This is a genomic window from uncultured Devosia sp. (assembly GCF_964244875.1).
In the GTDB taxonomy this organism is placed as follows: domain Bacteria; phylum Pseudomonadota; class Alphaproteobacteria; order Rhizobiales; family Devosiaceae; genus Devosia.
Genome location: NZ_CAXTKA010000011.1, coordinates 1 through 18,518, shown reverse-complemented (window position 1 = coordinate 18,518; position 18,518 = coordinate 1). Strand labels below are relative to the sequence as shown.

The 18,518-nt window shown below is 63.3% G+C and carries 17 protein-coding genes and 1 other RNA gene; 8 read left to right on the top strand and 10 right to left on the bottom strand.

The genetic code is table 11. The features are described from left to right. The first annotated feature begins 27 nt into the window (after positions 1-27). Both serB and ACFE8X_RS13005 read left to right on the top strand, forming a co-directional pair. Positions 28-900 carry a phosphoserine phosphatase SerB gene (serB, locus tag ACFE8X_RS13010; RefSeq protein WP_375451910.1) on the top strand — a complete coding sequence of 291 codons (873 nt, stop codon included), beginning with the start codon at positions 28-30 and terminating at the stop codon, positions 898-900. After that, positions 897-1,439 (top strand): GNAT family N-acetyltransferase, encoded by a 543-nt coding sequence (locus ACFE8X_RS13005; RefSeq protein WP_375451909.1) that lies wholly within the window; start codon positions 897-899, stop codon positions 1,437-1,439. The genes serB and ACFE8X_RS13005 overlap by 4 nt, the downstream gene beginning before the upstream one ends. On the opposite strand, the gene ACFE8X_RS13000 is transcribed toward ACFE8X_RS13005, so the two are convergent. From ACFE8X_RS13000 to ACFE8X_RS12970, 7 genes are all read right to left on the bottom strand, one after another. After that, positions 1,436-2,890, bottom strand: coding sequence for a Do family serine endopeptidase (locus ACFE8X_RS13000; protein WP_375451908.1), 1,455 nt, complete (start codon positions 2,888-2,890; stop codon positions 1,436-1,438). The genes ACFE8X_RS13005 and ACFE8X_RS13000 overlap by 4 nt on opposite strands. A 165-nt stretch (positions 2,891-3,055) precedes the next feature. Continuing rightward, positions 3,056-4,186, bottom strand: a complete 1,131-nt coding sequence (gene hflC / locus ACFE8X_RS12995) for a protease modulator HflC (protein WP_375451907.1) — start codon at positions 4,184-4,186, stop codon at positions 3,056-3,058. 2 nt (positions 4,187-4,188) lie between these two features. Beyond that, entirely contained in the window at positions 4,189-5,307 is a 1,119-nt protein-coding gene (hflK, locus tag ACFE8X_RS12990) for an FtsH protease activity modulator HflK (protein ID WP_375451906.1), read from the bottom strand. 77 nt (positions 5,308-5,384) lie between these two features. Beyond that, on the bottom strand, positions 5,385-5,894 hold the full coding sequence (locus ACFE8X_RS12985) for a dihydrofolate reductase (protein ID WP_375451905.1): 510 nt from the start codon (positions 5,892-5,894) through the stop codon (positions 5,385-5,387). After that, positions 5,891-6,370: a GNAT family N-acetyltransferase gene (locus tag ACFE8X_RS12980; protein ID WP_375451904.1), complete on the bottom strand. Its 480-nt coding sequence runs from the start codon at positions 6,368-6,370 to the stop codon at positions 5,891-5,893. Before ACFE8X_RS12980 ends, ACFE8X_RS12985 begins: the two co-directional genes overlap by 4 nt. 13 nt (positions 6,371-6,383) lie before the next feature. Further along, positions 6,384-7,412, bottom strand: a complete 1,029-nt coding sequence (locus ACFE8X_RS12975) for a DUF4424 domain-containing protein (RefSeq protein WP_375451903.1) — start codon at positions 7,410-7,412, stop codon at positions 6,384-6,386. Between the two features lie 22 nt (positions 7,413-7,434). Then, positions 7,435-8,229 carry a thymidylate synthase gene (locus ACFE8X_RS12970; RefSeq protein WP_375451902.1) on the bottom strand — a complete coding sequence of 265 codons (795 nt, stop codon included), beginning with the start codon at positions 8,227-8,229 and terminating at the stop codon, positions 7,435-7,437. 223 nt (positions 8,230-8,452) lie between these two features. On the opposite strand from ACFE8X_RS12970, the gene ACFE8X_RS12965 reads away from it, so the two are divergent. Next, positions 8,453-8,800, top strand: coding sequence for a DUF1428 domain-containing protein (locus tag ACFE8X_RS12965; protein WP_375452028.1), 348 nt, complete (start codon positions 8,453-8,455; stop codon positions 8,798-8,800). Here ACFE8X_RS12965 and ACFE8X_RS12960 read toward each other — a convergent pair. Next, positions 8,797-9,609 (bottom strand): transglutaminase family protein, encoded by an 813-nt coding sequence (locus ACFE8X_RS12960; protein ID WP_375451901.1) that lies wholly within the window; start codon positions 9,607-9,609, stop codon positions 8,797-8,799. The genes ACFE8X_RS12965 and ACFE8X_RS12960 overlap by 4 nt on opposite strands. A 107-nt stretch (positions 9,610-9,716) precedes the next feature. Between ACFE8X_RS12960 and ssrA the strand changes: the two genes are divergently transcribed. The 3 genes from ssrA to ACFE8X_RS12945 all read left to right on the top strand — a co-directional run bounded on the left by ssrA (position 9,717) and on the right by ACFE8X_RS12945 (position 10,897). Continuing rightward, positions 9,717-10,074: a transfer-messenger RNA gene (ssrA, locus tag ACFE8X_RS12955) on the top strand. Between the two features lie 110 nt (positions 10,075-10,184). Continuing rightward, positions 10,185-10,673 (top strand): SspB family protein, encoded by a 489-nt coding sequence (locus tag ACFE8X_RS12950; RefSeq protein WP_375451900.1) that lies wholly within the window; start codon positions 10,185-10,187, stop codon positions 10,671-10,673. 14 nt (positions 10,674-10,687) lie between these two features. Then, positions 10,688-10,897, top strand: coding sequence for a ribbon-helix-helix domain-containing protein (locus ACFE8X_RS12945; RefSeq protein ID WP_375451899.1), 210 nt, complete (start codon positions 10,688-10,690; stop codon positions 10,895-10,897). A gap of 22 nt (positions 10,898-10,919) precedes the next feature. On the opposite strand, the gene ACFE8X_RS12940 is transcribed toward ACFE8X_RS12945, so the two are convergent. Further along, positions 10,920-14,564 (bottom strand): AsmA family protein, encoded by a 3,645-nt coding sequence (locus ACFE8X_RS12940; RefSeq protein ID WP_375451898.1) that lies wholly within the window; start codon positions 14,562-14,564, stop codon positions 10,920-10,922. Positions 14,565-14,799: 235 nt separating this feature from the next. Between ACFE8X_RS12940 and ACFE8X_RS12935 the strand changes: the two genes are divergently transcribed. After that, positions 14,800-17,139, top strand: coding sequence for an ATP-dependent helicase (locus ACFE8X_RS12935; protein WP_375451897.1), 2,340 nt, complete (start codon positions 14,800-14,802; stop codon positions 17,137-17,139). 3 nt (positions 17,140-17,142) lie between these two features. Further along, positions 17,143-17,460 (top strand): heavy metal-binding domain-containing protein, encoded by a 318-nt coding sequence (locus tag ACFE8X_RS12930; RefSeq protein ID WP_375451896.1) that lies wholly within the window; start codon positions 17,143-17,145, stop codon positions 17,458-17,460. Here ACFE8X_RS12930 and ACFE8X_RS12925 read toward each other — a convergent pair. Further along, positions 17,450-17,773 (bottom strand): putative quinol monooxygenase, encoded by a 324-nt coding sequence (locus ACFE8X_RS12925; RefSeq protein WP_375451895.1) that lies wholly within the window; start codon positions 17,771-17,773, stop codon positions 17,450-17,452. The two genes, ACFE8X_RS12930 and ACFE8X_RS12925, sit on opposite strands and share 11 nt — an antisense overlap. Positions 17,774-18,518 lie beyond the last annotated feature (745 nt).

Here is an 18,518-nt window from a genome sequence, read left to right as displayed (position 1 = left end):
TACCGACATTCCCAAGAGCCCTTATCCATGCCGGTTCTCTGCCTCATCGCCAATCCCGCCGACAGCGAACTCGACGTGGCCCTGGCCGCTCGCGTCGTCAAGCAGGTGGGGGGCGAGCTCAACTGGCTCAATCATTCCATTGCCTGCGAAATCCGCGAGCCGAAGTCAACCGACGCTGTTGCCGAGGCCCGCCAGATCATCGGCACCGCCAGGGTCGATGCCGCCCTCGTACCCAGCGAAAACCGCCGTAAGCAGCTTCTGGTTGCCGACATGGATTCCACCATGATCAACGAGGAATGCATCGACGAGCTGGCCGCTGCCCTGGGCCTCAAGGAGCAGGTCGCCGCTATCACCGACCGCGCCATGCGGGGCGAACTGGACTTCGCCCAGGCTCTCGACACCCGCGTCGCCCTGCTCAAGGGGCTCGAACGCAAGGTGATCGAAACCATCCGGCGCGAGACCATCACCCTGGCTCCCGGCGGCCGGGCGCTGGTCTCGACCATGAAGGCCTATGGCGCCCATACGGCGCTGGTCTCGGGCGGCTTCACCATTTTCGCCGATTACTTCGCCCGGCGCATCGGCTTCGACGAGGCCGTCGCCAATGTCTTGCTGTTCGAGGGGGATGCGCTCACCGGCGCCGTGCAAAAGCCCATCGTCGACAAGGACACCAAGCGCGAACGCCTGACGTCCCTGGCCGCCGAACGCGGCCTGTCCCTAGACCAGACCATCGCCGTCGGCGACGGCGCCAATGACCTCGACATGATCCGCATTGCCGGTTTCGGGGTCGCCCTGCACGCCAAGCCCGCCGTCGCCGCCCAGGCCGGCATCCGCATCGACCACGCCGACCTGACGGCCCTGCTGTATCTCCAGGGCTACGACGACGAGGAAATTGTGCGATGAGGTTTGAAACCGAGCGCCTGATCATCCGCGAATGGCTGGACAGCGACCGGGCGCCCTATGCCAGCTTCAATGCCGATCCTGTCGTGCGCCGTTTTTACCCCGACATGCCAACCACAGAGGCCAGCAACGCCCTGGTTGACCGGTTCATTGCCGGGCTCGCGCACGATGGCTTCGGCTTTCTCGCGGTCCAGCGCAAGAGTGACGGATCGTTCATCGGCGATGTCGGCATCATGCCGGTAAAGATGCCGCTGCGCGGCAATCCGCCAGTGGAAGTCGGCTGGCTGCTCGGCCAGGCCTATTGGGGCCAGGGTTACGCACCCGAGGCCGCCAGGGCCTGGATCGACTTCGCCTTCACCGACCACGCGTTTCCCGAGATCGTCGCCTTCACCGCTCGCCTCAACCTGCCCAGCCAGCGGGTCATGCAAAAGCTCGGCATGCGCTACGATCCGCAGGCCGATTTCGAGCATCCCAACATTCCCGAAGGCCACGCCCTGCGCCCGCATCTGCTGTATCGGCTCGCCAATCCGAACACCGCCTAGTCCAGCCGCACCGCGATGAAGCGGCTGGCGCCGGCCGGGTCCACCACTTTGAACAGAACGGCCGCGCGTTTGGCGACGCTTGCCTCGCTCACCAGCGTCTCGATCTCATCGACGCTGGTCACCGCCTTCTGGTTCACCTCGGTGATCAGCAGGCCCGGAATGAGCCCCTTGTCATAGGCATCGCTGCCGTCCGCCACCTGGGTGATGATGATGCCCTGTGTCGCCGGATCAATCCCGAACTCGGCCCGCGCCGCATCGTTGAGCGGCGCCACGCCCAGCCCCAGCAGTTCGGCAAGCCCCGCCGCCGGCACGCTATCCATTTCGCTGACGGCCGGCGCTTCAGTCCCGGCGACCATTGCCGTATCGCCCGGCACTTCCAGCCGCCCCAGCGTAATGTCGAGGCTCGTTTCCGCGCCATTGCGCAACACCGTCACTGGCACCGCCTTGCCGACTTCGGTCTCCGCCACGATTCGCGGCAGGTCGCGCATCCGCGCCACCGTCTTGCCGTCGAACTGCAGAATGACGTCGCCTTCCAGCAACACCCCGATCGAGGGTCCGTCCGGATCGATGTCGACCACCATGGCGCCATGCGTGTCGGGTCGGTCGAGGCTGAGCGCGATATCGTCGGTCACTTCCTGGATGCCGACGCCAAGCCAGCCCCGCCGCGTCTCGCCAAACTCGGCCAGTTGGCGCACCACCGGATCGGCCAGGTTGCCCGGCACCGCAAAGCCGATCCCCAGCGATGCATTGCCGCGCGCGATGATGGCAGTATTGATACCCACCACCTTGCCGTTCATGTCGAACAGCGGCCCGCCCGAATTGCCCTGGTTGATCGACGCATCGGTCTGGATGAAATCGTCATACGGCCCCGACGCGATATCGCGATTGCGCGCCGAAACGATACCCAGCGTCACCGAGCCGCCCAACCCGAACGGATTGCCGATCGCCATCACCCAGTCGCCCACCTGCGCGCTGTCGCTGTCGCCGAATTCCACGAACGGCAGGGGCGTCGACGAGCTGATCTTGAGCACCGCCAGGTCGGTCTTGTCGTCATGCCCCGTCAACACCGCCGGCAACCGCCGCCCATCGGGCAGGAACACTTGGATTTCCTCGGCGCCTTCGATGACATGGTTGTTGGTCACCACATAGCCGTCGGCACTGATGATGAAGCCCGAGCCCAAGCTCGTCGCCTGCTGCATCGGCCCCTCGCCCTGCCCCTGGTTGGGATTGAGCTGGTCGAACATATCCTCGAGCGGCGAGCCCTCGGGAAATTCGGGAAATGGCGTACCACCGGGCACGCGCCGGCTGGAGCCGATATTGACCACCGCTGGCGACAGCTTGGCCGCCAGACTCGCCACGGATGCAGGCCCGTCCGGCTGTGTCTGCCCAAAGGCTGGCGCTCCCGCCAGGGCCGCCGCCACCACGATCAGCCCGATTGTAAAACGCCGCATGCTGCACTCCCCACACTGACCGCATTGACGCAAAGCCAATGTACCCGCGCCCGCGCGCGAAGCAATAAACTCCCGTCGCCTGTACGGTTTAAAGCGTTGCACGAAACGGTGAAGCCGGCCCCGCATCTGCGGGACCGGCTTCATGTTCGGTGCAAAGCCTGCCGCTTAGGGAGCGGCCGGCGCTGGTGCAGGCGCGGCCGGCGTGTCCGCTGCCGGGGCGACGGGGATTGCTGGAGGCGCCTCGACCGGCTCGGGCAATTCGGTCCCCACTGTCGGTGCCAATTGCGAGCCATCGTCCAGCGTAATGGACGGCGCCGTCGTGTCCTCGATACCAAGGCCATCCAGCGCCGGCTCGTCGCTTTGCTGCGTAATCGGCGCGGCAATGGGGGCGATCGGCGGCGCCAGGTTCGCATTGGCCGCTGGCAGCGAGCCGTTGGACCCGAAATAGCGGAAGAATTCGCTTTCGGGCGACAGCACCATTGTTGTGCCGGTATTCGACAACGCCGTACGATAGGATTCCATCGAGCGATAGAACTCGAAGAATTCCTCGTCCTGTCCATAGGCCGCCGCAAAGATGCGGTTGCGTTCGGCATCGCCCGTACCGCGGATGATTTCCGCATCGCGCGTCGCCGCCGCCACGATTTCCACCGCTTGGCGATCCGCGATCGCGCGCAGGCTTTGCGCCTGTTCCTGGCCACGCGCCCGCAGCAATGCGGCCTCGGCCAGGCGCTCGGCCCGCATCCGCTCATAGGTCCGCTCGGACACTTCCGCCGCCAGATCCGTGCGCAGGATACGCACATCCACCACTTCGATGCCCAGTTCTGCCATGTCCGGCCGGATCAGGTCACGCGCTTCGCGCATCATCTGCGGCCGCTGCTCGGACAGCGCCGCGTTGAATTCACGCAAGCCGTAGACCTGGCGCAATGCTGCGTCGAACCGGGTCGCGATACGGTCCTCGGCCACCTGCAACTGCCCCAGAGCCCGCTCGCGGAACAGCCGCGGATCGGTGATGCGATAGGTCAGGAATGCGTCGACTTCATAAAAGGCGCCACCCGAAACCTGCACGGTCATGTTGGCAATGTCCTGGCGCAGCAGCCGATCTTCGATGATCTGCACGCTGTCCACGATATCGGTCGGGATCTTGAAATAGATCCCCGGCTCCTTGCGGATGTCGGTAATCTGGCCAAAGCGCATGACGATCGCCTGGTCGCGCTCGTTGACCACGTAGATCGAGGAGAACACCACGTAAAGCACGGCAACAATGGCGACGCCGATGACGATAAGACGGTTTTGCATGGTCAATTGCCCGCCCCCGTGGTTGCCGGTGCCGTCGTGGGCCCCGATCGCAATTCAGGCAATGGCAGATACGGCACGACGCCCTGCCCGTTTTGACCATTTTCGATCAGCACTTTTTCCGATCCGCCCAGCACTTCTTCCATGGTTTCAAGATAAAGCCGCTTGCGCGTCACTTCGGGCGCGTTGACATATTCGGCATAGACGGCGTTGAAGCGCTGGGCCTCGCCGGTTGCTTCCTGCACCACGCGATTGGTGTATGCGGCAGCGTCTTCCCGCAGCGCCGCAGCCCGGCCGCGGGCATCGCCCAGCAGCGTATTGGCATAAGAGCGAGCCTCTTCCTGCAGGCGGTCTTCATCCTGCTCGGCGCGCTGCACCTCGTTAAACGCGTCGGCCACTTCGGCCGGTGGCGCTGCCTGCTCGATGGTGATCTGGCTCACCTGCACACCGATCTGGTATTCGTCCAGGATCGATTGCGTAATGTCCTGCACTTCGGCAGCAATCCCGGCCCGGTCGTCACGGAAAATATCCTGGGCCGGACGGCGCCCGACGACTTCGCGCATCGCGCTTTCGGCCGCATTGCGCACCATGTCTTCGGGATCACGCACATTGAACAGATATTCGATCGGACCATTATCGGTCGTCCGCACCGACCAAAGCGTTGAAAACCGCACATCGACGATGTTCTGGTCGCCCGACAGCATCAGCCCGTCATCATCGCCCGTGCGCGAGCCCGACCCGCCGGCACTGCCGATATTGGTCTGGTTTTCGGTCAGCGCGACCTTTTCGACGGTGTCGATCGGCCAGAAATGAAAGTGCAGCCCCTGCTGCGACAATTCCGGCTTGGGCTTGCCGAACCGCAGCTCGACGCCGACCTCTTGTGGATCGACGGTGTAGAGCGAATTGAACAGCCAGAACGCCACAATGGCGACCACACCCCCGATGATCGCCCAGCGCCCGCCGGGCACGCCACCCTGGAACCGGTCGCGGCCACGATTGAGAATATCCTCGAGGTTGGGCGTATTGCCGGGTCGACGTGGACCGCCGCTACCGCCGGGGGCCTGGCCCCACGGACCGCCATTATTGTTGCGGCCACCTCCGCCTCCGTTATTCTCCCACGGCATCGCGTCCCTTTCGGATTATCCAAATGCATTGCGGGCCTATATAGGCACGGCTTCTCTGCCGATCAATGCGTGCTTTGCTAACGTCGCTCGTACACTTTGACGCGGTATGTCGCACTGTCCTTTTCGGACGGTTGGACCTCCGGCATGTCAATAACGGCCCACTTCTCGGGTACAATCACGGGAAACCGTACATCGCCCTGCGGCTGTAGATCGACATGGCTGATGTAGAGCCGGTCGGCCTGCTCCATAAGCTGGGCATAAAGTTCACCCCCGCCGATGATCATGATTTCGTTAACGCCATCGTCGGCCGCAATATCTTCCGCGCGACCCAAGGCGACCTCGATGTCCTCGCACACCACGACACCTCGTGGGTGATAGCCCTGCTGCCGCGTCACCACGATATTGGTGCGCCCCGGTAACGGCTTGCCGACCGTCTCGAACTGCTTGCGTCCCATGATGATCGGCTTGCCCATTGTCACGCGCTTGAAATAGGCGGAATCCGACGGAATACGCCAAGGTATTGCCTGTCCCGCGCCGATGACGCCGTTTTCCGCGACCGCCGCGATCATCGAGATCCAGGCGCTCATGCTGCCCCCAACGCGGCCAGCGCCTCACCCTCAAGCCGCACCTTGGTCCATTCGTCCTGCATGACGCCACCCTGCGCTCTGTAGAAGTCGATCGATGGCTTGTTCCAGGCGAGCACCCACCACTCGAACCGCCCCAGCCCCGCCCTGACGCACCGCCGTGCCAGATCGACCAGCAGGGCCTTGCCGATCCCCTTGCCGCGCATGGCAGGATCCACGAACAGGTCTTCCAGCCAGATGCCGTGCCGTCCCTGGAACGTCGAATAGGTATAGAACCAAAGCGCAAATCCCACGGGCTTGCCCTCCCATTCGGCGATCTCGCAGAACACCTTGGGCTCAGGCCCGAACAGGTCGCGCCCGATATCGGCCTTGCTCGCCTTTGCCTCATGCTCGAGCTTTTCATAGCGCGCCAGCGCCAGCACGAATTCGACGATCGTTTCTGCATCCCCAATAACCGCTGGCCGGATCGCCAGGCTCATCGCGCTCGCCCCGTCATTGCATAGCCTCGCTCTTGACCAGAAGCAGGATATCCAGCTCCCGCCCATAAGGCGGATACCAGTCGGTCGCCGTCATCTGGAACGTCGTCGGCCCGATCCTCTTGATGCCCTCGCCGCAAAACGACACCAGGTTGCCCGCATCGCCCTTGTCCACCGTCAAGGTGAATTTGCCCACGCTGCCCGCCCAGTTCGCCCCGGTCGACCACACATAGGAAATCCAGCTCTCGGTATAAGGATAGTTGGTGAAACCATCCCTCGTTGTCGCCCGATTCTTGAGCGCGCTCACCAGATCGTCGTCGACGCAATACTTGGCCTGGTATTCGGCGAACCGGTCCTTGGCATAGGCATCGTCATCGGCATTGGGCATGAACGTCGTCGCCACCGTGCCGCCCACGCTGGGCTGATAGGTGTGCACCACCTCGACATCCTCGCCAGCCGGAAAAGTCGCTTCCCAGCTATAGCTCGACCGCAACGTCCAGACCGGCGTCGTATCCACCTGCGGCCCTTCGCCGGCGTCATACTCCATCGGGATCACCAGCCCCTCAGATTGCAGCTTGGCCTTGTCGGCCTCCGGCAAATCGTTGAGCGCGTCGAGCGTATCCTGCCCGAAGGGAGCGAAAGGAATGCCCAGCGCCCGCAATTGCTTTGAATAGTCGATATTGTTGGCAAAAGCATATTGATGCAGCGTCGCCTCCACCGGCTCGCCGTTGAAGGTGGTCTTGAAGCCAAAGATATTGTCCATATCCTCGGTGGGAATGCTGACCATGAAATCACCATCGCCGGTGATATCGGGCATCGGAAACGCCACCAGAATATGCTGGTCCGTCTCGGCATTGTTGTGGAATTTGTACACCACCTCGACCTGCTCGGGCGAGATCGACAGCTCTTCGCTCATCATGGCAATATCGGGATTGGTGACGAAGATCAGCCCGCCCGTCCCCAATTGCGCCATCGTGTCATTGCCGAGCGCCGGCAGCGACACCAGCGCCATAGCCCCGGCCAGCACGTGGATCAGCTTCATCATTCCCCCTGCAAACACCGAACCTTCAAACGGCCACCGCCGCCTTGATATGCGGGTGCGGATCGTAGCCGACGAACGCGAAGTCCTCAAAGCTGAAATCCTCAAGCTGCATGACAGCCGGATTGATCTCGAGCCTCGGCAGCACCCGCGGCTCGCGGGTCAATTGCAGCCTCGCCTGCTCGAAATGGTTCGAATACAGATGCACATCGCCGAACGTATGGACAAAATCGCCCACCTGCAGCCCCGTCACCTGCGCCACCATATGCGTGAGCAGCGCATAGGACGCGATGTTGAACGGCACACCCAGAAAACTATCGGCCGAACGCTGGTAAAGCTGGCAACTCAGCCGGCCGTTCGCCACGTAGAACTGGAACAGGCAATGGCAGGGCGGCAGCGCCATCTCGTCCACCTCGGCCGGATTCCACGCCGAAACGATGTGCCGGCGTGAATCGGGCTTGGTCTTGATCGAGTGGATCACATTGGCGATCTGGTCGATATGTCCGCCCCCCGGCGTCGGCCAGCTGCGCCACTGCGATCCGTAAACCGGCCCGAGATCGCCGTTCTCGTCCGCCCAGTCGTCCCAGATCTTGACCCCGCGCTCCTGCAGCCAGCGCACATTGGTCTCACCCCGGATGAACCACAGCAGCTCGTAGACGATCGACTTGAGATGAAGCTTCTTGGTCGTCAGCAGCGGAAATCCCTGCCCCAGGTCGTACCGCATCTGGTAGCCGAACAGCGAACGCGTACCCGTCCCCGTCCGGTCCCCCTTGTCGGTGCCGTGTTCGAGAATATCGGACAGAAGTTTGAGATAGATCTGCATGAGATCAGTTTAAACGATTCTCCATGCACAAGGCTGCGCTGTATTGGACTGTCCACACCGGCAGCATGACGACATGAGCGCCGCCTTGCTTGCCAAAAAACCGGGTAAGGGAATTGGCACCATTTCGGTCTGGCACAATTGCCCTATCCACGCCAAACTGGCCCGAGGACGCGACAGGCTCGCATCCGCCGAGACGGTTTTACATCAGCAAAGGAGACCGATCATGAGCTATGTCGATGGCTACATAATTGCGGTGCCACTGGCCAACAAGGAAGCCTATCGCACGCTGGCGATGGAAGCTGCCGGACTGTTCAAGGAATATGGTGCATTACGCGTGGTTGAAAACTGGGGCGACGACGTGCCTGATGGTAAAGTCACCGACTTCAAGGGCGCGGTCAAAGCCGAGGCCGGCGAGGTCGTCGTCTTTTCCTGGGTCGAATGGCCGTCCAAACAGGTCCGGGATGCCGGACAAGCCAGGATGATGAGCGATACCCGCATGTCCGCGATGGAGATGCCCTTCGATGGCCAGCGCATGATCTATGGCGGTTTCGAGAACCTGCTCGATGCCTAGCCCGGCATAACCTCGTCCGTCGTCACCGCAAACGCCGCCAGCGTCGCCGGTCCGAATTGCGTCGACAGCGCGACATCGGTCGCATCGCGCCCGATCGCCATCAGGATGCGGCCGATGCGTGGCGTATTGTGTCGGGCGTCGGCCGTGTACCAATGCCCGCCGAGGTAAACCTCGAACCAGCCCGAAAAATCCATCGGGGCTGGGTTGGGCGGCACCCCGATATCGCCGAGATAGCCGGTGCAGTAGCGCGCCGGTATGTTCATGCAGCGGCACAGCGTCAGCGCCAGATGCGCAAAATCGCGGCAGACCCCGACCCGCCCGACATAGGCACCGAACGCGGTCCTGGTGCGGTCCGCCTGCTGATAGTCGAAGGTCAGGTGGTTGTGCACGAAATCCAGGATGGCCTGGACCCGCGGCCAGCCCGGCGTGGTGCCGCCAAACAGCTGCCAGGCGATCTCGGTCAGCTGGTCGGTCTCGCAATAGCGCGATCCGAGCAGGTATAGGAGAGTGTCGTCCGGCAGGTCGCGAATGCTGTGCTGGGTGGCGTCATGGGGCACGATATCGGGCGTCCCGCTGTCGTAGATGTCAAATTGCGCCGATATCGTCATCCGGCCCTGCGGCGCCGTTATTCGCGTACACAGATTGCCGTAGCTGTCATAGTAGTCCCAGCTTTCCACTGCCGGCGAAAAGTTCAGGATATGGGGCGTCAGCAGGTCCTGGCGCCGCGACGGGTGCAGGTTGAGCGATAGCAACATTGGGGTGGGACTAGGGCAATCATAGCTTAAGGAGAAACCGGCCTTGATCTGCATGGTCGAGTGCTTGTCCCGCGTGATTGCAACACTATGTCACATCACGCTGCAAACCAACAAAAGGGCACGCCGGTTCCAGCCGCAAGCCGGCGATTTGCAGCTATGCAGCATTTGCATCGCGCACGCGCCGCGCCTATATAGAACCTGCCCGTAAGGGCTATGGCGATAAACTGTCATCGTAATAAACCTATCGGACCCGGGGGCAGTACCCGGCGCCTCCACCATCTTCCCGCGCAGGCGGGCAGCCAATGGGGGCGAAACAGGATCGACGAGGGCGTAAAGGGTGTGCTTTTGCTCGGTGAGGTACCACCGTTATCGGTCCGAAACTTATAGTTGCAAATGACAACCATAAGGCTCCAGTCGCTCTCGCCGCGTAAGCGGTGCTAGCATTGGGAAATTAAGTCCTCCACCCCTAGCCGGGTGACAGGCGGGGTCCGCAGGCACCTGGCAACAGAAGCCTGCACCTTATCCCCTTCGGATTTCTGTTGCCTTTGTTCTTGAATTATCATGGAACGTGGGGCTGATATGGGCTGTTCAGTATCCTGATGCAGTTTGCAAACGCCGGAAGGGCGCTCATGGCCGAAGATTTGATCCGTTACGACATCCTGGCTCAGGAAGCCCTGCGCGGTGTCGTGCGCAAGGTTCTGTCCGAAGTGGCCAAGACCGGTCTGCCGGGCGATCATCATTTCTTTATTTCGTTCATCACTCGCGGACCGGGCGTGCGCATCTCCGAGAAACTGCTTGGCCAGTACGACAAGGAAATGACGATCGTCATCCAGAACCAGTATTGGGACCTCAAGGTCACCGAAACCGGTTTCGAAATCGGCCTGTCCTTCGATGGCCAACCCGAACTGCTGGTCGTGCCGTTTTCCGCCATCAAGGGCTTTTTCGACCCCTCCGTGCAGTTCGGCCTGCAGTTCGATCCCGCCGGCGCCAAGACTGACGATGACGACGAGGATGATGGCGATGATCGCGAAGGCGCCGCCAATGGGGATGTCGCCCCGGTCGCCGAAAAGCCCGGCGAAAAAGTCGTCAGCCTCGACGCCTTCCGCAAAAAACCCTGAACCGGCCACCTGCGATGGAAAAGCGGTCGCTCTCCATTGCCGGCCATCGCACCAGCATTGCGCTTGAGCCCGAATTCTGGGCCGCGCTCGAAGCCATGGCCCACGAGGCCGGGCAGCCTCTGGCCGCCCTGATCCGCACGATCGACACCAGCCGAACCAGCGCCAACCTCTCCTCGGCAACCCGCTTGGCCGTTCTCGCCTGGTATCAAGCCAGGAGCAGATAGCGCTGGCGCAGCGATCGGATCCCTAGTTTGGCGGCGCGAGAAACGGCTGGTTCAGCGGCAACCGTGTATCGGGGTTTGCGGTTCGTGGCGGCAATGTCAAATTCAGCGTTCCCGGCAAGGCCGGCTGCGGCGCCACCACCGGCGCCGGTTGCGTTGGCGAAACCTGCTGCGGACGCGCCGCTTCTTCCGCCGCCAGGCGCGCCGCTTCCTCGGCAGCGGCCTTGACGGCTGCCGCCGCCGCTTGGCGCTGTGCTTCGATCAGCCGGTTACGCTCCTGCGCCGCCGCACGTTGCCGCTCGGCATCTTCAGCTTGCAAGGCCTGCAATCGATCGACCTCGATTTCATTGGCACGCACCTGTACCGCCGCCACGAAAGTATCCAGGTCGAGCCGGGTTTCCGGCGCCACCACCGTGCCGCTGATGCGATTGCCGATCAGCGCGGTATCGGCCGTCACCAGATCGTTCGGATCGGTGAACCCGGCCGGGCTAAGCACGAAACTACCGTCCAGCCCAAGCGTCTCCAGGTTCAGGTTCAAATCGCCCGCCAGCTGCGCGCCGCTGCCCGCGACAATCAAATTGGTCAATCGCGCCACTCCGCCAGCCACGGTGAATGCCCCCGTTGCGCTCGGCGCGGTAAAATGGCCCCGCCCCAGCGCCATCCCGATCAGCACCCCCAGATCGTCCGCCGGGGTGTTCAGCACGTCGTCCAGTTGCGCCACGGTCGGAAATACCTGGGGGTCGAGTTGGCGCACATCCAGGCCTCGAACGGTGAAATTGCCTTCCCCCGACAGCACCGCCAGAATGCTGGCAATGCTCGCGCCGGTCCCTTCGATGCTGATGCCGCCATCCACGACCCCGCTCATCGCCTCGGCCACGGCTGGCGGCGCCAGATCGTCCAGCGCCACGCCGGCCAGCGACAGATGCCCGCTGACCGTCTTGTCCGGCAACGCCCCCGCGCAACACACCGCAACATCGCCGCTCACGCTACCCGCGCCCGCCGCCGCCGTGAACTTGGACAGCCGCACCCTGGTGTCGTCCCAATTGAACTCGAACCGTGCATTGCGCAGCCTGGCCGTTCCGCCGGCCGTCACCACTGGCACCGTGACCTGTACGGTTCCCCGCGTCTGCCGCGGCGTGTCCCCGACGGCGATCGGTCCGTCCGGCCACACCTCGCCTCCCGGCAGCAGCGCCACCGACCCCATCACACCCCCCGCCAGCCCTGACACATCAATGCTGCCCAGATCGATCGCCCCCGTCACCGCCGCCACCGCTCCGGTGCGCAACAGCGACAGCGCTCCCGAAAATGCCGCTGCCCCCGACTGTCCATCGATAGCGCTCAACTTCACCATCCGGCCGCCTTCGAAGTCGAGCGCCGCCGAAAGCGTGCTGATCGGCAAGCCCAACCCCTCGACCCCCACTAGGTGTGCCACCCCGCCTCCCTCGATGTCGGTGCCACTCAGCGTCCCGGTCCCCTGCACTTCGCCATTGGCCGCCAGCAGCGTTCCCGCATAGCTCAGGCTGCCGCCACCGACGCTTGCGGTAATCTGGCTGGCCAGGCTGTTGGACGGCGATCCCTGCATGGCGATCGCCACCATCATGGGTCCATCGGCCGCAAACAACGTCCCCTCGCCCAGTGCGAGCTGCCGCGTCAGCGCCGCCGGATCATCCGCCTCCAGCGTACCGTTCAACTCCAATTGCCCGCTCAGCGCCTGCCCGATGCCCCCGGCCATCTGCGCCCGTATATCGAGCTTGGCGGCCCCCATAGTGCCGTCCAGCGTCAGCGTCTGCGCCCCTGCCGCATCGCGCGCACTCAAGGTGAAGCCCACATCGCCTGGCAGCGACAATCCCACGAAGTCGCGCCAATCCGCCGGTACCTCGCCCAGATCATAAAGCGCCCGCAGCGCCGGCGCAGTGCCGCGGGCGACTTTCAGCCGCCCCGATCCCGAAAATCGCGGCTCGGCCAATGTCCCTGCCAATTGCAGCGCCGCGTCTAGCCCGATACCGCCAAATTCACCTGCCGCAAGCCGGGTAAACTGCAGCCCATTGAGGCCCCATTGTCCCTCCGCCGCCAATGCCGTGCCGTTTTGCCCCAGCAGCGTGGCGCTTTTTGCCGATAGGGCAAAGCTGCCGCTGGGAAAGCTCACCGGAAACGACGGCTCGTCCGCGATCCTGGGCAACAATGCGCTCAGCGCCGCGCTATCGGCGGCATCCAGATCATCGAAATGCCCCACCACGTCGAGCCGCTTTTCCGCCCCGAACCCAATCCGCAGTTCCACCGCATGGGCAATGCCGTCCAGCGTCAGCACGCCCTGGCTCAGCCCCAGCGCATCCCCCGCCAGCATCACCTTGGCATCCAGCTCGCCCGGCAGGTTGAACAGCGGCGAATTCTCGTCCGGCTTGCGCCACAGCCGCGCCAGCGCGTCCAGCCGTTGCGTGCTGATCGAGATTTGCCCGCCAAATCCCGGCCGCCCGTTCTGCCCCTGCAATACCCCGCTGGCCCGCACCTGCGCCTCACCCGGCAATTGCGCCTGGAACTGCTCGATCTGCCACGAGCGTCCGTCCGTCGCCGCATCCATGCGCACATTGCGCAACGCCACCCCGCGCAGATCGATCTCCGCCAGATCGACCCCGATCCGTCCTGGCAGCGGCGGCACCAGCGGCGCCGGCAATTCGCTCAGCATGCGCACCGCCTCATAGGGCAGCGTCGTGGCATCCTCCTGCGCATCGCGCGGCGGCAGGCTGAACACCCCACCCGAAATCACCGCATCGAAGCTGCGCCGGGCGCCCATCTGGATGCTGGCCGCGCCGGTCAGCCGCGTGCCCGCCCGGTTTTCATCCGGCTGCAGCACATAGGATGAAAACACCACCCGGTCGGTCGACGCCGTCACCTGCGCCTGCAACAGCAGGTCGCCGCGAATATCCTGCGCCGCCTCGGCCGCCGGCGGCTTTTGCCGCAGGCTCAGCGATCCATCGAACTTGGGCGCGATACCCGTGCTCAACTGCCCTTCGACGGTGATCGACATTCCACCATCGATGCCCGTCGCGCTGGCCGTCATCCGGCTCAGCCCGTCGCCATCGACCGCCGAGGAATTAAGCCTGATGCCATAGCGCTGGCTCGCCAGCGTCGCGCTGCCCTGAAACTGGTACGGCCCGGCAAACCCCGCCAGCGTCAATTCCCCATCGACATCGCTGGCCACGAAATTCTCGCCCGCCCGCACATCGGCCAGCCGCATCGTGCCATCCACGATGCTGGCCTGTCGCAGCGCCACCTGCCCTTCGCCATTGGAGCCGAACGCCACCCCGCTGCCGAACAGCCCGCTGTCATCGATCGCTGCATCGATCACCGGCTGGCGCAGTACCAGGTTGGTCACTTCATAGTCGTCGCGCAAGAACTGCAGCAGCGAAAACTCCGCCTCCACCGAGCCGATCGTGGCTGCCGGGTCCGATGGCGGTCCCACCAGCACATCGGAAAAGCGCAACCGCGGCTGCGGCAGCAGCGAAAAATCGATATCCCCGCGAATCACCACCGGGCTGCCCGCCACTTCGGAGGCCAGCGCCTCCATGCGCTCGCGATAATCGCCCCATTCGACGAACCGCGGCACGAGGAACGCCCCCGCCAGCACGAGAATCGCCAGCACGCCGATAATGATGTAAATGCGGTTGAGCACGGGCGTTCCGGTCTGAAGTGGCTGTGGCGAGTTTAGGCAAGTCGGCCTTGCGCGCAAGTGCGCGATTGCCTTGTACTGCCGACAGATTTGCTCTGTGCGCCACCACCTCTATCACGCTTGCGTCAGGCGCCGCGCTTTAAGCGCAAACGCCGCTGCATTTACACCCCGCCATATACATCGCCGCCCGCGCTGCCTATATTGCCGAACGAGAACAAAAAGAGATTAGCCAAGCCGCATGACCGCCGATGCCAACAGATTGGAGCGCCCCGCCGCTGGCTCGATTACCAGCCAGTTCGGCCGTCCTCCTGCCGATTATTTCACCGGCCTCAACGCCGAGCAGCGCCAGGCAGTCGAGACCACTGAAGGTCCCCTGCTGGTCCTGGCCGGCGCCGGCACGGGCAAGACGCGCGTGCTGACCACCCGCATCGCCCACATCCTGACCAGCCGCAAGGCGCGCGGATCGGAGATCCTGTCGGTCACCTTCACCAACAAGGCCGCCCGCGAGATGAAGGAGCGCATCGCCAAGCTGGTGGGCGCCTCGGTCGAGGGCATGCCCTGGCTCGGCACCTTCCACTCCATCGGCGCGCGCCTGCTGCGCCGCCATGCCGAGCTGGTCGATCTCAAATCCGATTTCACCATCCTCGATACCGACGATCAGATCCGCCTGATCAAGCAATTGCTCGAAGTCGAGAACATCGACGAGAAGCGCTGGCCCGCCCGCCAGTTCGCCGGCATGATGGACAACTGGAAAAACCGGGGCATGCTGCCCAAGGATATTTCGGCTGCCGAAAGCGGCATCTACGCCAACGGCTTGGGCGCCAAACTGTATGCCGATTATCAGGCGCGGCTCAAATCCCTCAACGCCGCCGATTTCGGCGATCTGCTGCTCGAATGCATCCGCCTGTTCCGCGAAAACCCCGGCGTTCTGGCCGAATATCACGCCCGCTTCAAATACATGCTGGTCGACGAATACCAGGACAGCAACGTCGCCCAATATCTCTGGCTGCGCCTGCTCGCCCAGGGCAAGGAGGCCAGCAAGGCCAATATCTGCGTCGTCGGCGACGACGACCAATCCATCTATGGCTGGCGCGGCGCCGAGGTCGACAACATCCTGCGCTTCGAAAAAGACTTTCCCGGCGCCAAGGTCATCAAGCTCGAGCGCAATTATCGCTCCACCGCCAACATCCTCAAGGCTGCCTCCACCCTGATCGCCTTCAACGAAGGCCGCCTCGGCAAGACCCTGCAGACCGATGTCGCCGAACAGGGTGAACTGGTCTCGGTCACCTCGGTCTGGGACAGTGAGGAGGAAGCCCGCACCGTCGGCGAGGAAATCGAGCAATTCCAGCGCGCCGGCGACAGTCTCAATTCCATGGCCATCCTGGTGCGCGCCTCCCACCAGATGCGCTCCTTCGAAGAGCGCTTCATCACCCTGGGGCTCAACTATCGCGTCATCGGCGGCCCGCGCTTCTATGAACGCAAGGAAATCCGCGACGCCCTGGCCTATCTGCGCCTCACCGCCCAGCCCGCCGATGACCTCGCCTTCGAGCGCATCATCAACACGCCCAAGCGCGGCCTCGGCGATACCACGCTCAAGGTCCTGTTCGACACCGCCCGCCATCAGCGCGTCCCGCTGATGAGCGCCACCCGCATGCTGCTCGAAACCGAAGAGCTCAAGCCCAAGCAGCGCACCACCCTGCGCGAACTGGTCGGCCAGTTCGACAATTGGGCCGAACGCTCCCGCTCCATCCCCCATTTCGAGCTCGCCGAACAAATCCTCGACGAGAGCGGCTACACCGCCATGTGGCAAAACGACAAATCCCCCGACAGCCCCGGGCGCCTCGAAAACCTCAAGGAATTGGTTCGCTCCATGGAGGAGTTCGAAACCCTGGCCGGTTTCCTCGAACACATTTCCCTCGTCATGGACCGCGACACCGGCGAAGCCGACGATTCGGTCTCCATCATGACTTTGCATTCCGCCAAGGGCCTCGAATTCAACACCGTCTTTCTCCCAGGTTGGGAAGAAGGCCTGTTCCCCTCCCAGCGCACCATGGACGAGTCGGGTCGCGCCGGCCTCGAGGAGGAACGGCGCCTGGCCTATGTCGGCATCACCCGCGGCCGCAAGCGCGTGCGCCTGTCGGTGGCGCAGAACCGCCGCATCCACGGCCTCTGGCAGTCCGCCATTCCGTCGCGCTTTCTCGACGAACTCCCCGCCGATGCCGTCGAGGTCAAGGACACCGGCTCCTCCTATGGCGGCTACGGTTATGGCGGCGGCACGTCCGCGCGCTTCAACAAGGCCGACCCCTTCGAAAGCGTCTACGAAACCCCCGGCTGGCAGCGTGCCCGCGCCCAGCAGGGCCAGCGCAAAGGGGGCGGTCCCCTGACCATCGACGGCGATCTCGTCGCCCGCTCCGTCGATCTCGGCGGCGACAGTTCCGCCTTCACCTTCGGCGACCGGGTGTTTCACCTGAAGTTCGGCTACGGGGCCATTTCCGGCATCGAAGGCAACAAACTCACCATCGACTTCGAAAAAGCCGGCCGCAAGAAGGTCCTGGACAGTTTTATCAAGAAGGGCTGACCCGTGATCATCACCACCACGCCAACCGTCGAAGGCCGCCCGATCCGCAATTATCTGGGCATCGTCACCGGCGAAGTCATCGTCGGCGCCAATATCTTCAAGGACCTGTTTGCCGGCATCCGCGATATCGTCGGCGGCCGCGCCGGCGCCTATGAATCCACCCTGCGCAGTGCCCGCCAACAAGCTTTTCGCGAACTCGAGGACGAAGCGGATCGCCTGGGTGCCGACGCTGTCATCGCCATCGACATCGACTACGAAGTCGTTGGCCAGGGCGGCTCCATGCTGATGGTCTCGGTCTCGGGCACTGCCGTCAAGCTTTAGCGAGCGCCGCGTCACCCAAATTGAGCGATCCGATCTCACCCAGCGGCTCGGTTTCAAATCGTTCGCCAAAGCCGGCGATGATGGGACGCGCATTGGCAATCATGGCCTGCACATGCGGCAATTGCAGCGATCCCTGGTGCTGCTCCTTGTCGATCCATACCTCGGTAATCCAGATGCCGTCTTCCGAAGCGGCATCGCGTGCAATGATATAGCTCAAGCATCCCGGCATGGCGGTGCTGTTGTCGAGCAGGATCGCCAAGAGGGCCTCGCGCTTGCCAGGCGCCGCCAGCATTTTCCCGATCAGACCATACATAGTCATTCCCCTTCGACTCTCATGAACACTCGCGACCCTGATACCCAAACCGCCCATGCCCGTCGATCAAGTCTTCGCCCCTCGATGATGGCCTTCCAAACCTTGGGTAGGCAATGGCCACTGTGGAGGGATTTGAGCGAAGACAGCATGACACTTCGCGGCGCGTCCCCAAGGACAAGCAATGCCAGTGACGCTGCGCAAGCCCTGAAGGCCATGAGACCTGCGCTCGAGTGGCAAGGGTGGGGTCCTCGTTAGCCCGATCCCGCGGTTTTCACTTGGCTGGAACACCAACGCCCCACCTCCCGGTGTCATACCGGCGCAGGCCGGTACCCATCCCGAGATGCACCCCCAGCCGGAAGGTGGTCCAGTCAAGATTTTGCTTTCGTCACCTCGCCCCTCCGGGGAGAGGTCGGATCGCCACGCGATCCGGGTGAGGGGTACGATGCCGTGGCTCCATCACCACGCCTACCCACCCACGATGTCATCCCGGCGCCAGCCGGTATCCATCCCGAGATGCACCCCCAGCCGGAAGGTGTCCGTAACACAGCGATATCGTGGCTCCCTGCACCCCCACCCAACCTCCCCCTGGCAGGGGGAGGAGCCGCCCGGTGGGTGGAACTGGGATCGAGACTCTGACCGAATGATTGAGCCCGATCCCACCCCACGAGTGGCGCGGTCTCCTCCCCCTTGCAGGGGGAGGTTGGGTGGGGGTCCTCGTTCAGCCCCGATCCATCCCCTCTATCCC